At 55.4% G+C, this 14,933-nt stretch carries 11 protein-coding genes and 1 other RNA gene; 8 read left to right on the plus strand and 4 right to left on the minus strand.

What is annotated here, in order from left to right; genetic code table 11:
* Positions 1–44: 44 nt before the first annotated feature.
* The 3 genes from PGS25_RS08675 to PGS25_RS08685 form a co-directional block, all read right to left on the minus strand.
* Positions 45–2,060, minus strand: a complete 2,016-nt coding sequence (locus PGS25_RS08675; protein ID WP_270418312.1) for a YgiQ family radical SAM protein — start codon at positions 2,058–2,060, stop codon at positions 45–47.
* Between the two features lie 407 nt (positions 2,061–2,467).
* Entirely contained in the window at positions 2,468–2,713 is a 246-nt protein-coding gene (locus tag PGS25_RS08680) for an IreB family regulatory phosphoprotein (RefSeq protein WP_110435230.1), read from the minus strand.
* Between the two features lie 159 nt (positions 2,714–2,872).
* Positions 2,873–3,202 (minus strand): BofC C-terminal domain-containing protein, encoded by a 330-nt coding sequence (locus PGS25_RS08685; protein ID WP_118478272.1) that lies wholly within the window; start codon positions 3,200–3,202, stop codon positions 2,873–2,875.
* Positions 3,203–3,551: 349 nt separating this feature from the next.
* Between PGS25_RS08685 and PGS25_RS08690 the strand changes: the two genes are divergently transcribed.
* The 6 genes from PGS25_RS08690 (at position 3,552) to PGS25_RS08715 (ending at position 11,777) form a co-directional block, all read left to right on the plus strand.
* Entirely contained in the window at positions 3,552–5,942 is a 2,391-nt protein-coding gene (locus tag PGS25_RS08690) for a transglycosylase domain-containing protein (protein ID WP_270418313.1), read from the plus strand.
* Positions 5,943–5,997: 55 nt separating this feature from the next.
* An RNA gene (gene ffs / locus PGS25_RS08695) (signal recognition particle sRNA large type) lies at positions 5,998–6,264 on the plus strand.
* A 596-nt stretch (positions 6,265–6,860) separates the two neighbouring features.
* Positions 6,861–8,486, plus strand: coding sequence for a DNA polymerase III subunit gamma/tau (gene dnaX, locus PGS25_RS08700; RefSeq protein ID WP_270418314.1), 1,626 nt, complete (start codon positions 6,861–6,863; stop codon positions 8,484–8,486).
* A 14-nt stretch (positions 8,487–8,500) separates the two neighbouring features.
* On the plus strand, positions 8,501–8,854 hold the full coding sequence (locus PGS25_RS08705) for a YbaB/EbfC family nucleoid-associated protein (RefSeq protein WP_110435226.1): 354 nt from the start codon (positions 8,501–8,503) through the stop codon (positions 8,852–8,854).
* Entirely contained in the window at positions 8,854–9,453 is a 600-nt protein-coding gene (gene recR, locus PGS25_RS08710; RefSeq protein ID WP_110435225.1) for a recombination mediator RecR, read from the plus strand. The genes PGS25_RS08705 and recR overlap by 1 nt, the downstream gene beginning before the upstream one ends.
* Positions 9,454–10,181: 728 nt before the next feature.
* Positions 10,182–11,777: a peptide chain release factor 3 gene (locus tag PGS25_RS08715; RefSeq protein ID WP_270418315.1), complete on the plus strand. Its 1,596-nt coding sequence runs from the start codon at positions 10,182–10,184 to the stop codon at positions 11,775–11,777.
* Positions 11,778–12,173: 396 nt separating this feature from the next.
* Here the strand turns inward: PGS25_RS08715 and gdhA are convergent, their stop codons facing one another.
* The gene (gene gdhA, locus PGS25_RS08720) at positions 12,174–13,517 is read right to left on the minus strand and encodes an NADP-specific glutamate dehydrogenase (protein ID WP_270418316.1); all 1,344 of its coding nucleotides are present in this window, start codon (positions 13,515–13,517) and stop codon (positions 12,174–12,176) included.
* A 217-nt stretch (positions 13,518–13,734) separates the two neighbouring features.
* Between gdhA and PGS25_RS08725 the strand changes: the two genes are divergently transcribed.
* Both PGS25_RS08725 and PGS25_RS08730 read left to right on the plus strand, forming a co-directional pair.
* Complete coding sequence (locus tag PGS25_RS08725) at positions 13,735–14,049, plus strand: MGMT family protein (RefSeq protein WP_117751444.1); 315 nt, start codon at positions 13,735–13,737, stop codon at positions 14,047–14,049.
* Between the two features lie 211 nt (positions 14,050–14,260).
* Complete coding sequence (locus PGS25_RS08730; protein ID WP_270418317.1) at positions 14,261–14,770, plus strand: HD domain-containing protein; 510 nt, start codon at positions 14,261–14,263, stop codon at positions 14,768–14,770.
* Positions 14,771–14,933: the final 163 nt, after the last annotated feature.

The following is a 14,933-nucleotide window of genomic DNA, read 5'->3' on the forward strand; positions in this document are numbered from 1 at the left end:
CTGATAGTATAGACGAAAGACGGCGTAAAAAGTTCCGTATAAAATTATTTTTTCTTTTTCGGTTTTGCCCAACCGGTTTTTTTACCCTGATTCGGCTTGCCCTGTGCCGGACGTGAAGCCGGACGTTTGCCGTTCGGTGTACTGTGCTTGCCGTTATTAGGCGCAGAATGACGGCGGTCGTTATTCTGAGGTCTGCCGCCGTTGGACACGCCGTGGCGGCTGACGCTGTGCTGCTTGCTGCCCGGCATGCGCTGGTCGTTGCCTCTGCCCGGACGAATGAGACATTCCTTGCCGAAGCCGATGAGATCCTCACGGTGCGCCTTTTTGAGCGCGGCAATGACGATCGGACGCTTGTCTGGTCGGCGCCACTGCAGGAGTGCACGCTGCATGGCCTTGTCCTCGGGCGTTTTCGCCACGAAAACCGGCTTCATGGTGCGCGGGTCAAGCTCGGTGTAGTACATCGCGGTGGACAGCGTACCCGGCGTGGGATAAAAATCCTGCACCTGCTCGGGCATGTAGCCGACGCGGTTGAGGTACTGTGCGAGCATGATGGCGTCATCAAGCGTTGCACCCGGATGCGAGCTCATCAGATAGGGCACAAGATACTGCTTGCGACCCAGCTTTTCGTTGATGCGGGCATACCGCTCACGGAACTGCTCGTACACCTTGAAGGACGGCTTGCCCATGTAGTACAGGGCGTTGTCGCTCATGTGCTCCGGCGCGACCTTCAGCTGACCGGAGATGTGGTGCTCGACCAGTTCGCGGAAGAACGCATCGTTCTTCTCGGCCATCATGTAGTCGTAGCGCAGACCGGAGCGCACGAACACCTTCTTGACACCCTCGATATGGCGCAGCTCACGCAGCAGTTCGAGGTAATCCGTGTGGTCGGCCTCGATGTTCTGACAGGTGGTGGGGAACAGGCAGCGCTTGTCCTTGCAGCAGCCGTATTTCTCCTGCTTTTTGCAGGCCGGAAAGCGAAAATTCGCGGTCGGGCCGCCGACATCGTGGATGTAGCCCTTGAAGCCGGGCATCTGCGTGATCTTTTTCGCTTCCTCGATCACGCTCTCGTGGCTGCGGACCTGAATGTAGCGTCCCTGATGGAACGCGAGCGCGCAGAAGTTGCACGCGCCGAAGCAGCCGCGGTTGTGGATGATGGAGAACTGTACCTCCTGAATGGCGGGTACGCCGCCGAGCGCCTCATACGACGGATGATAGTTACGCATGTACGGCAGCGCGTAAACATGGTCCATCTCCTCTGTGGTCAGCGGCTTTGCGGGCGGGTTCTGCACAAGGATGCGCTTGCCGTGCCGCTGGAGAATCGCCTTGCCGCGCACGGCATCCTGTTCGTCGTACTGGATTTTGACCGAACGGGCGTAGTCCGGCTTGCTGGCGCAGACATCCTCGTACGAGGGACATTCGACCGCATCATACTCCAGATCGTCCGTATCATGCACCATATAGGCCGTGCCGCGGACTCCCTTGCACGCGTCTGCGCCCTTTTTGCCGTGCTTGAGGTTGTTTGCCAGCTCAACGACCGAGTGCTCGCTCATGCCGAACATCACGCCATCCGCGCCGGTGGATTCCAGAATGGACGGCATAACACGGTCAGCCCAGTAATCATAGTGTGCAAATCGGCGCAGACTGGCCTCAATGCCGCCGAGATAGACCGGCGTTTCCGGGAAGGCGCGCCGCGCAAGCATGGAATAGACGGTTACCGCACGGTCCGGCCGCTTGCCGCCCACACCGCCCGGCGTGTACGCATCGTCCGAACGGCGCTTTTTCGCCGAGGTGTAGTGCGCGACCATCGAGTCGATGTTGCCGCCGTTGATGAGCACCGCATAGCGCGGACGGCCCATCTCGAGAAAATCGTGCTCATCGTGGAAATCCGGCTGGCTGAGGATAGCGACCTTGTAGCCTGCATCCTCCAGCACGCGTGAAATGATCGCCGTGCCGAACGACGGATGATCGACGTACGCATCGCCGGTGACGATCAGAAAATCGCAGTAATACCATCCGCGGTCGGTCATATCTTGTTTGGAAATAGGGAGAAAACCGTTCATATATACCTCTTTGGCTTTACAAGGTGAAAATTATAGGTTACAATAAAAATACGGGTAATCCGGCAAAAGATGTTGAAGACGGTTGACCATACTCCCTGAAGGGAGGTGGTATTGTGGATCAGATTCTGCAGATTATTACATTGATCATTCTGCTTGAAATCGTTAAAACCATAAAAAAATAACCGTCCTCGGCCAAAGGTAACGGTTATTTTTTCAACAAAATAATTGAACCCAGGTCAACCGTCTTCTGCCGGATTGCCCTTTTCTATCTATAAGTATAGCAAATCTGCGGTAAAAGTCAAGCCGCAGAGAACGGAAATGTTTTGCAAAATAAAAAATAACCGTCCTCGCCAAAGGTAACGGTTATTTTTTTTCGCAAATAAGGTATACGGTTATTCTGCAAAAACTCAGTTATCCAGATAGAACTGAACCAGCTCCTGCATGAGTTCGTCGCGGTCGATCTTGCAGATCAGGCTGCGGGCATTGTTGTGGTTGGTTATGTAAGTCGGGTCCTCAGAGAGAAGATAGCCGACGATCTGGTTGATCGGGTTGTAGCCTTTCTCCTTGAGCGCGTCATACACAGTGGTAAGCGTGCGCTTCATCTCCTTGTTGGACTCGTCTACCAGACTGAATTTTCTCGTTCCGTCAAGCATATTTGGTTCTCCTTTCCGATCCTACCTGTCGGTGTTTATCGTTACTTAAAGCATAATACAAAAAGCGGAAAAAGTAAAGCCTTATCCGCGCAAAACTCGCATGAAAACTTTTTCCGCCTGTGGCATACACTGTATGGCGATGGAAAAGGAGACGGTGTTTTACGAGCTGTAATTTTCCAGCAGCCGCGCCAGCTCCTCTGCATTATCGAGTGTAATGCCGTCCGCAAGCGCTTGCTGCTCGGCGGATGGCAGCGTGCGCGTGTCGATGCCTGTGCGCAGGACCGAGCCGTCGCTCTGCCGGATGACAAGCCGGTCGTTTGCGCTCTGCACCGTATAGGTAATCGATGCGCTCGCCGGAACGGCCGGCGAAGCCAGAAGCGCACGTCCGGCCAGAACCAGACTGATCATTGCTGCAAGACATGCCAGCGCGGCGAGCTGTGTGCGCCGCCGCGCCTGCTGCATAGCAAGCAGATAAAAACCCTGCATCATAGTCAAAACTCCTTCACTCAGTGGGACTTGCTTTGAGTATTCCCACAAAAATACGGTCTATTCTAAAAGCAGCGTAAAAAATGTTTGGAATTTGCAAAGTCCTGTGGTATAATGCTATCAGAGTGCCTATTACCTCGGCAGTAAGCTGCCGGAAGAAAATCGGCACAGGCAGCTATTGTACAATTCATTTAGCCTTATAAGACGGTAATACCGATGAATTTTACGGTATTGCCAACAATACACGGTGTTTCAAAAAAACAAGACCGTGTGCGGGAACAAATAGGACGTGTTCTTCGTCTTACCCGACAGGACCCTGCGGTGCATATCGTGGGGCAAGGAGGAAAACAAATTGGCAACTGGCAATCAAAAAGGAACGGGAATCGGACATCTGTTCTCCCGCATACTGATTACACTGGTATTGATCGGCGTGCTGTGCGGCTGCTTCTGCGGCATTGCGTTTGCGATGTATGTGCACATCTATATCAATCCGTCCGCGAAGGAAACTGCGGTGGAGATCAGCAAGGGACTGGGTCTGAATCTGAATTCATTCATTTATGCTAAGGAATCGGATTCCGATGAATACAAGCTGTACGAAACCATCAAGGGCAAGGAAAACCGTGAATGGGTGGACAGCGACAAGATTCCGGATACCCTCAAGAACGCAGTCGTTGCAATCGAGGACGAGCGCTTTTACAAGCACCACGGTGTAGACTGGGTGCGCACGATCGGTGCGGTCAAGGGCTGGCTGCTCGGCGGCACGCAGTACGGCGGCTCCACGATAACGCAGCAGCTGATCAAAAACATCACGGCTGATAACGATTACTCGGTAAAGCGCAAGGTAAACGAGATTTTCCGCGCGTTTGCACTCGAGAAAGAGATTGACGACAAGGACCGTATTCTGGTCATGTACCTGAACACGATCTATCTGGGCTACAACAGCTACGGTGTGCAGACTGCGGCGATGCAGTACTTTGACAAGGATGTATCGCAGCTGGATCTGGCAGAATCCGCCGTGCTGGCAGGTCTTACCAACAACCCGTCGATTTACGACGTTTATAACCATCCCGAAAAGGTAAAGAAGCGTCAGGAGACCATCCTTGCACAGATGCTCGATCAGAAGATGATCTCGCAGGAGGAGTACGAGGCTGCCGTAGCAGAGGAGCTTAACTACCGCCCCTACGAGGAGTATCAGCAGGAGATCAAGTCCACCTACAGCTACTTCACCGATGAAGTTATCAAGGACGTGATCAACGACCTGATGACCGAAAAGGGATATTCCCGTCTGGTTGCGGAGAACATGGTTTACTCCGGCGGCCTGAACATCTATGCGACCATCGACACCAAGGTGCAGAATGCACTTGATGAGGTCTGGGCTAACGCAGATAATTTCCCGAACACCGAAAAGTACGGTGAAATTCCGCAGAGCGCCATGGTCATCACGGACAAGCAGGGCAATATCGTTGGTATTGCCGGCGGCCGCGGTGAAAAGACCAGCAGCCGCGGTTTCTCCTATGCGTCTGACGCACGCCGTCAGCCGGGTTCTTCGCTCAAGCCGCTCTCGGCTTACGGACCGGCGATGGATAACGGCATCGTCACGCCGGACAGCACGATTTATGATCGTGCGCTCATGGAGGATGAAGAGGGCAATCCGTGGCCGATGAACGACGGCAAATATCCGACCGGCCGTCAGCTGACCATTAAGGAGGGCATGACCCGTTCGCTCAATACGGTCTCTGCACAGCTTCTCAAAACGCTGACACCGCAGGTATCGTTTAACTTTTTGACCCAGCAGCTTGGCTTTAAGCTGGTAGACAGCCGCACCAACGAGGACGGTACCGTGCAGTCGGATATCGACCTTGCACCGCTGGCGCTTGGCGCACTGACGGACGGCGTTACCGTTCGTGAGATGGCGGGCGGTTTCTCGACCTTCATCAATGATGGCGTTTGCGGCGGTACCCGCACCTACACCAAGGTGACGGACAGCGAAGGCAACACCGTAATGGAGAATACACCCAACACGGATAAGGGCTTTACCAATGTCCGCACGGATTATTATATGCTCGACTGTCTGCAGAACGTTACCGCACACGGTACCGCCTACGGCATTCAGCTTGACGGTGTAGAAACCGGAGGCAAGACCGGTACGACCACCTCCAATACCGATATCTGGTTCTGCGGCATCACGCCGAAGTATTCCGGTGCGGTATGGGTAGGCTACGAGCATAACTACCGTCTGGACGGCCTGTACGGCCGCAATGCGGCGAATATCTGGCTGGCTGTTATGCAGAAGGTGCATGCGGGTGATTCCGGTCTGGTATTTGACTCGCATCCGCAGGATTTCGAGGAAGTCACCTACTGTATGGATACCGGTCTGCTGGCATCCGGTGCGTGCCGCGCTGCGGGACGTGCGGCAACCGGCCGATTCTGGAAGGGCAAGGTTCCGACCGAGACCTGCAGTCATCAGAATATCGAAAACAAGTATGATTTCGAGAACATGGGCGTAGATAATTATTACTACGATGATGAAGAAGATGACAGCGATTCGGACAGCAGCTCTTCGGATACCGGCACCGGCAATGAGGATTCCGGTGACGGCGGATCGTATGACAGCGGCGACAGCGGCGATTCCGGTGACGACAGCGGCGACGGCGGTGACAGCGGAGACGATTCGGGAGACAGCGGCGATTCCGGTGGCGACAGCGGAGACAGCGGTGACAGCTCGGAGGATCCGGAAGCATAAAGCCGAATTGTTCGGCACAAACTGAAAACTGAAAATCGTTCAGCGCCGCACAAGGCCGCACAAGTCGGGGCGTTAGCGGTGCCTTGAACCCGCAATCCGCTTCAGCGGGGACTATGCGGGTAACAAGGAGCACACATGCGGCGAGGCAGCCACTCACAGGGCGATGAGGGACCGGTACTGCGCAACGGAGGACTGTGAACCATGTCAGGCGGGGAACCGAGCAGCATTAAGCAGAAACCATCGTGTGCCGCAGATCTGCCGATTCTGAGCCCGAAATGCGGAAAGGCAGCCGGGTGTGTGTATTCGAATTACCTGTGTGCGGTCTTGTGGGGCGCTGAACGATTCTCGATCGAAACCACGCTTTCGATCGAAGGGGATATGCCGAGCCTGCGGCTCGGACAAATCCCGGCGGGACAAAAGTTCCTCCCGATGGTCGAAACTTTTGCTCCGTCTTGTATAAAAACCCACGCACATGTCGCGGGTTTTTATGAATCTTACGGCACGGCCGTAAGATTCGATTGAATGCCGCCGTGAAGCGGCGGAGATCGATGGCTCGGATTTTTGAAACAAAATCCTGTCATGCGGGTACGGTTTGCAAGCAAACCGGTATTGAATGGCGGACAGAGTCCGCGAGAGGACGCTTTGAGGCGGGCTTACGCCCGCCTCTTTATTTTTGTTAGTCCGCGTGGATTGAAATGTTACAATATCAGTAATTTTGTTTGTGATAATGTTGAATTGATGCCGGAATTGCAACTTAATGGCTTGCTTTTTTGATTATAACTCTTGCAAGGGGCGTGGATTGAAATAGCAAGAAACGCGCCTTGCGTGATGAGCACAGCAGTCGCTCCCTTCACGGGAGCGTGGATTATCAACAGCAACACCTACATCACCTATCAACACGGAAGGAGGAACTTCGTAATGTATCAGGCTTTATACCGCAAATGGCGGCCGCAGACGTTTGCGGATGTGATCGGGCAGCAGCATGTCACGGACACGCTGCGCGCGCAGCTGCAGTCCGGACGTTTGAGCCATGCATATCTGTTTACAGGCACGCGCGGCACCGGTAAGACCACCTGTGCGAAGATCCTCGCGCGCGCAGTCAACTGCGAGCATCCGGTGAACGGCGATCCGTGCAACGAGTGTGCGGCGTGCCGCGGCATTCTGGACGGCTCGGTGCTGGACGTGACCGAGATTGACGCGGCGTCCAACAACGGTGTGGACAACATCCGCGACCTGCGCGATGAGACGCGCTACACGCCTGCACAGGTCCGCAAGCGCGTGTTCATCATCGATGAGGTACACATGCTGTCCATCGGTGCGTTCAATGCGCTGCTCAAAACACTCGAGGAACCGCCGGAGCACGTTCTGTTCATCCTCGCTACCACCGAGCTGCACAAGGTACCTGCGACCATTCTGTCGCGCTGTCAGCGGTTCGATTTCCGCCGGATCGGCGCGGAGGATATTGCCCGCCGTCTGCTGGATGTTGCCTCGGGCGAGGGCATCGAGCTGACCGAAGGTGCGGCACGCCTGATCGCCCGGCTGGCAGACGGCGCCATGCGAGATGCGCTCTCCATGCTCGACCGTGCGGCGGCAGCCGGTGCGGTGGACGAGAAAACCGTCACGGCGGCGCTTGGCGTCATGGGTCAGGACGATGGCATTCGCCTGGCCGAGCACCTGAAAACCGGTGATCTGGCGGCGGCAGTCGGCCTGCTGGACGAATATTACAATGCGGGTCGTGATCTGGCGTCCGTGTACGACCAGATGCTTGGTCTGATCCGCGACGCACTGCTGGTCAAGACCAGCAAGACCGACGTTTCCGCACTCATTTCTCCCGCGTACAGTGTAAAGACGCTGCAGGCGCTGTGCGACGGTCTGGCGTCGTCCACGCTCATCGCGTGGAGCCGCATTATCAGCGATTCGCTCGACCACATGCGCACGGCAGCCAATCGCCGCGTTGAGGCTGAGCTGTGCGCGGTGCGGCTGTGCAGTCTGGGGGCTGACAGCTATGATACGCTCGGCGGGCGCGTAGAAGCGCTCGAGGAAAAGCTGAAGAACGGTGTTCCGGTGCAGATGGTGCCCGCAGCAGCCGCGCAGCAGGCAGGCGATGTGCCGCCTCCGCCGAGTGACGATGATGCACCGCCGCTTCCGGGTGACGAGGATGCGCCTGACTGGGTAAGCGAGGAGGAGTCGGCACCGGCACCGCCCAAGCCGGAACGGACGCTGTGGCAGCACTGGCAGCCGCTGCTCAAGGCGCTGACCAACAAAATCAACATCGGCGCGCACACCTGTATCAAGCTGAGCGCCAAGGGCGTGCTTGAGGATAACGCACTCGTCATTCTCTGCGAGGACAAAATGACGGCTCTTCTCGCGGCAAAGGAGCCGACCATTTCGGTCATCCGGGAGCAGGCGGCTAAGCTGAACGGCGCACCCATCAAGGTCAAGGTGCGCGAAGCGGGCGAGGAGCTTGGTGTGAAAAAAAATATCGCAGTCGATGAACTGATCGACCGCGCTAAATCAATGGATATTCAAGTGAAACAGCTTTAAGGAGGACATTTATTATGGCAAAGGGTAAGGGTTTCGGCGGCTTCGGCGGCGGCATGAACATGCAGGCGATGATGAAGCAGGCACAGAAGATGCAGGAGAGCATGCTCAAGGCGCAGGAGGAGATCGCGCAGATGGAATCCACCGGCACGGCAGGCGGCGGCATGGTTACCGCGACTGTAACCGGCACTTCCACGCTCAAGAGCATTGAGATTAAGCCGGACGTTGTTGATCCGGACGATATCGACATGCTGCAGGATCTGGTCGTTGCAGCGGTCAATGAGGCGCTCAAGGCGGCTTCCGATAAGTCGCAGAGCCAGATGTCCGCGATTACGGGCGGCATCGGCGGCGGTCTGGGCGGTCTGCTGTAATGGAGCTTTTTGCACCGCCGGTCGAACGGCTGATCGAGGAGTTTGCAAAGCTCCCGGGCATCGGCCAGAAGACCGCACAGCGGCTGGCGTTTCATGTGCTCGACCTGCCGAAAGAGGACGCCGAGCGGTTTGCGGATGCCATCCGTGAAGCAAAAGCCAAGACGTTCACCTGCAAGCGCTGTCAGAATTTGACGGACAGCGAGATCTGTCCGATCTGCTCGGACAAGACGCGCAACCAGAAGGTGATCTGCGTGGTGGCAGAGCCGCGCGATGTAATCGCGTTCGAGCGCACGAAGGAGTACAAGGGTCTGTATCATGTGCTGCACGGCACGCTGTCTCCGATGGGGCACGTCGGACCGGACGACATCCGTATCCGCGAGCTGGTCAAGCGTGTGGCGGAGGAGGAGACCGAGGAGGTTATCCTCGCCACCAATCCGGACACCGAGGGCGAAGCCACGGCGATGTACATTTCGCGGCTGCTGCAGCCGTTCGGCATCAAGATTACGCGGCTGGCGTATGGTATTCCGGTTGGCGGGCATTTGGAGTTCGTCGATGAGGTGACGCTGACCCGTGCACTGGAGGGTCGAAAGGAGCTGTGATGGCTCCTTTGCATCCTTGTCAGGGTTTGCATTTGACGGAAATTGGTGCCGCAGTATGCGGCGGTTCTTGCCTTCGTGGCAAGCGCACAAGAGGATAGACACCAAGGTTTCCACCCTCTGATTTTCACCCCTTTCCGAAGATAGCCTGACGCAAATCAGAGACCGACGACTGCTTCGAAAAGGGGAACGGCAGTCGGGTCACCCTTACACGTTGACGAGGGTCTCTTCTGCGTCTGACAGCGCGTGCCGCACGCAATGGTTAAGTTTAACCTTTGGGCGGCATAGCTGTGCCGCCCTCTGCGTAGACTTTCCGATATGTGTAGCAGTAAGTTGTCTGTGAACTGCGAATAGGCGGAGAAAGACACGCTGCGGTAGACCGACTGTCGTTCCCCTTTTTCGGAGCGGTCACAGATAGGAAAGCTGCGCTGGACTAACAAGTTAAGGGAAACGGGAGTTAAGAGGGTAGAAACCGTAGGTGTCTACCCTCTTGCCCCGATGCGGCGGGTGCCGCAGCTTTCGTTCTACCTTTGAAAAAGGTAAAAAAACAGGAACAGCCGAACTTTCGTCCGGCTGCTCCCGCAATAAAAGGTAGGATAGAGAGTAGAAAGCAAGAACATGTGGGGGGATCTTACGCTTTCCACGTCATTTATAATACTGGTGAATTGTGAACATTCTGTGTACATTCTACAACAATATTAGTTTTTTGATAGATCGGGAGGAAAAAGTCTGTGGCAGACCTGAAAAAAGAAATTGAAAATCGGCGCACATTTGCAATCATTTCGCACCCTGACGCCGGTAAAACCACCATTACAGAGAAGTTTTTGCTCTACGGCGGAGCCATTCAGGAGGCCGGCATGGTCAAGGGCAAGAAAAACAGCCGTCATGCGGTTTCCGACTGGATGGAGATCGAGAAGCAGCGCGGTATTTCGGTAACGTCCTCGGTGCTGCAGTTCCGCTATGAGGGCAAGTGCATCAATATTCTGGATACCCCGGGCCATCAGGACTTCTCGGAGGACACCTACCGCACGCTGATGGCAGCTGACTCGGCGGTGATGGTCATTGACGCCTCCAAGGGCGTCGAGGCACAGACCCGCAAGCTGTTCAAGGTCTGCGCGATGCGCGGCGTGCCCATCTTCACCTTTATCAACAAGATGGACCGTGAGGCACGCGACCCGTACGAGCTGCTCGAGGACATCGAGAACGAGTTGGGCATTGGCACTTATGCGGTAAACTGGCCGATCGGCTCGGGCAAGCGCTTCAAGGGCGTGTACGACCGCATGGACGATGAGGTTATCGCGTTTGAGGGCGCGGATTTCCGCCACGAGGTCAAGGCACAGCGACTGTCGATCGACGATCCGATTCTCGAGGGTATGCTGCCCGAGGATCAGTACCAGACGCTGATCGACGATGTGGAGCTGCTCTCCGGTGCAGGCGATGAGTTTGATCTCAAGGCTGTGCACGAGGGCAAGCTGTCGCCGGTGTTCTTCGGTTCCGCGCTGACCAACTTCGGCGTTGAGCCGTTCCTGAAAAAGTTCCTGCAGATGACGCCGCCGCCGACCGCGCGTACCGCTGACATCGGTGTGATCGACCCGTTCGACCCGCATTTCTCCGCGTTTGTGTTCAAGATTCAGGCGAACATGAACAAGGCGCACCGCGACCGTGTTGCGTTCATGCGTATTTGCTCCGGCAAGTTTGAGCGCGGTCAGGACGTGCTGCACGTTCAGTCCGGCAAGAAGATGGTGCTTGCCGCACCGCAGCAGCTGATGGCACAGGACCGCTCCATTGTCGATGAGGCGTATGCGGGCGATATTATCGGTATTTTCGATCCGGGTGTGTTCTCCATCGGTGATACCGTGTGCGATCCCAAGCATAAGTGCGTGTTCTCCGGCATCCCGACGTTCGCGCCCGAGCTGTTTGCCGTTGTCCGTCAGAAGGATACGCTCAAGCGCAAGCAGTTCGTCAAAGGCGTCGAGCAGATTGCACAGGAGGGCGCTATCCAGATCTTCCGCGAGCCGAATGCCGGTATGGAATCGGTCATCGTCGGCGTTGTCGGCGTGCTGCAGTTTGAGGTGCTCGAGTACCGATTGAAGAACGAGTATAACGTCGAGATCATCCGCGAAAACCTGCCGTATGAGCACGTTCGCTGGGTTGAGAATGACGAGGAGGACTTCGATATTAAGAAGCTCCAGCTCACGAGCGACACCAAGATCGTCGAGGATCTCAAGGGCAATAGCCTGCTGCTGTTCACTTCGCCGTGGAATATCACCTACGCAACCGACCATAACGAGAACCTGCGTCTTGCGGATTTCTCGGAAAACGCATAAGCTAAAAGACCGCCTTACGGCGGTCTTTTTTGATGGTGTGTGATAAGATGCTCGGGAGGGATGGACTCGGCGCACCGAATGAAACGATTGGTACATGTTATCCCGTAGGGGAGCACAGTGTGCTCCCACACAACGTGAAATGGAACGTGTTTTGGGCGAACAATGTTCGCCCCTACGGCTATATATCTGCAAATGGTCTGCAACGGTGCGCCGAGTCGGCGCACCCTACGGTTAAGCGATATCGTATGGTTTGATACTTTGCCGGGTCATTTTTAGCAAACAATAAAAGAGCACCGGAATCGAAATTCCGGTGCTCTTTTATTGCGGTAGCCCTTACAGGCAGCGCCTGTCAAGGGCGTCCCTCGATTGAAAGGGCGTAGCCCTTTCAATCGAAAATCAGCATACGCCCTGAGCCAGCATAGCGTCAGCGATCTTCTCGAAGCCGCCGATGTTAGCGCCCATAACAAGGTTGTCCTTGTGGCCGTACTTCTCAGCTGCAGTGATGCAGGTGTGGAAGATGTTAACCATGATGTCGTGCAGACGCTGGTCAACTTCCTCGAAGGTCCAGGACAGACGCAGGGAGTTCTGGCTCATTTCCAGACCGGAGGTAGCTACGCCGCCTGCGTTAGCAGCCTTTGCCGGGCCGAAGAATACGCCGGCTGCCTGGAATGCTGCAACAGCCTCCGGGGTGGACGGCATGTTAGCGCCCTCAGCTACGAACTTGCAGCCGTTGGCGATCAGAGCCTTGGCGTTCTCCTCGTTCAGCTCGTTCTGGGTTGCGCACGGCAGAGCGATGTCGCACTTTACGCCCCACGGACGCTGACCCTCGGTGTAGGTGCTGCCTGCAACGCGCTCAGCATACTCCTTGATGCGGCCGCGCTTAACTTCCTTGATGTCCTTAACAATATCCAGGTTGATGCCGTTCGGATCGTAGATGAAGCCGTTGGAGTCGGACATGGTAACAACCTTAGCGCCCAGCTGGGTAGCCTTCTCGCAGGCATAGATTGCTACGTTGCCGGAACCGGAGATTGCAACGGTCTTGCCCTCGAACGAAGTGCCCTTGTATGCGAGCATTTCCTTCATGTAGTAGCACAGGCCGTAGCCGGTTGCCTGCGTGCGTGCCAGAGAACCGCCGTAGGACAGACCCTTACCGGTCAGCACGCCGGTGTACTCGTTGCGCAGACGCTTGTACTGGCCGAACATAAAGCCGATCTCACGGCCGCCAACACCGATATCGCCTGCCGGTACGTCGGTGAACTGACCGATGTGCTTGGAAAGCTCGGTCATGAAGGACTGGCAGAAACGCATGATCTCAGCATCAGACTTGCCCTTCGGGTCGAAGTCGGAGCCGCCCTTGCCGCCGCCCATCGGCAGAGTGGTCAGGCTGTTCTTGAAGCACTGCTCAAAGCCGAGGAACTTGATAACGGATGCGTTAACAGAAGGGTGCAGACGCAGACCGCCCTTGTAGGGGCCGATTGCGGAGTTGAACTGTACACGGAAGCCGCGGTTAACCTGAACCTTGCCCTGATCGTCAACCCACGGTACACGGAACATGAACATGCGCTCCGGCTCTACGATGCGCTCCATGATGCCGTTCTTCTCAAGCTCCGGACGAGCTTCAACAACCGGCTCAAGGCTCTCGAGAACCTCGTAAACTGCCTGCTGGAACTCCGGCTCATTCGGGTTGCGCTTCTGTACGGTTTCGTACACGCCCTGCAGATAAGAATTGGTAAGTGCCATTTTTATTGTCCTCCTTACATTCTATACCACTCGCTTAACTTTCGTAAGTAATCCGAGTGGAATGCTTTTATATTTGGTGACGGTTCTATTATATAGCAATTTTTTTGCATATGCAATACTTTAGCACGATAAAATTATACAGTTTTTTAGGCCGAAAAACCTATGGATATTGGCAATCTGACTTGATATAATAAAGTAAAAGAAGGAGGCAACAGCCATGGCAAACAGCTTTGACCGTATATATGCAGTGGTGAAGAAAATTCCGCGCGGAACGGTGGCCAGCTATGGGCAGGTCGCGCTGCTCGCGGGCAACCCGAGATGGGCGCGCGTCGTCGGCTATGCACTGCATGCCAATCCCGATCCGGAGGGTATTCCATGCTACCGCGTGGTGACGAAAGACGGACGAACGTCACCGGCGTTTGCGTTCGGCGGCGCGGATATCCAGCGCGCACTGCTCGAAGCGGACGGCATCGAGTTCACCGAGGACGGCCGCGTGGATATGGCGAAATACGGCTGGACAGGATTAGGGTAACACCGCACAATTAAACTGCGGCGCTTTACGGAAATTTTGTGCTCTGACGTCGTTGTGCTTTCACGGTAATACACAAAGTATTACCGCAAAATCACGCCTAATCAAACCGCAAAATTTACTCGTAAATCGCTCTTGTTCAATTATGTGGTATTACCCTGACTTGACAAATCCGGTCGTGCGGTGCTATGCTTGCGCCAAAGGAGTGACACGCATGATTGACATCGAAAAGCTGACCGCGCTCGCCATCGCATACGACGCAGGCGACGCAAAACGGATTCAGCACTTTATAAAGGTATACGCATACAGCCGCCTGCTCGGGCGCAGGGAAGGTCTGGATGAGCATACGCAGAATGTACTGGAAGCCGCAGCAGTCCTGCACGATATCGGCATCCACGAAGCCGAACGGAAGCATGGCTCGAGCGGCGGGCATTGGCAGGAGATGGAAGGTCCGGCGGTTGCGGCTCCCATGCTGCAGCAGTGCGGCGCAGATGAGCGGGAGAGCGAGCGCGTGCAGTGGCTCATCGCGCATCACCATACCTATACCGCCGGAGAGGAAAAAGATTTCCGTATTCTGCTCGAAGCGGATTTCCTCGTCAACGCCTACGAGGACGGCATGATGGCAGAGCAGTGTAAAACCGCGAAAGACCGCGTGTTCCGGACCCAAACAGGCAAGCAATATCTTGAAGAAATGTTTCTCAAACCGACATATCAGGCGAAATAATGGAGAATTGAAAATGGAGAATGAACCGAACGGGTTTCATTTCTCCATTTTTTCATTTTTATTGGGTGCAAATCGTTAGATACGGTGCGCCGAGGTCGTACCCCAGGGCACTTTCTCTTGCCCTTCGGGCAATTCACCTTGTCGTACCCTACGGTAAAGCATA

It is taken from the genome of Butyricicoccus sp. AM78-15b2TA, from assembly GCF_027665985.1.
Taxonomy (GTDB): Bacteria; Bacillota; Clostridia; order Oscillospirales; family Butyricicoccaceae; genus Agathobaculum; species Agathobaculum butyriciproducens.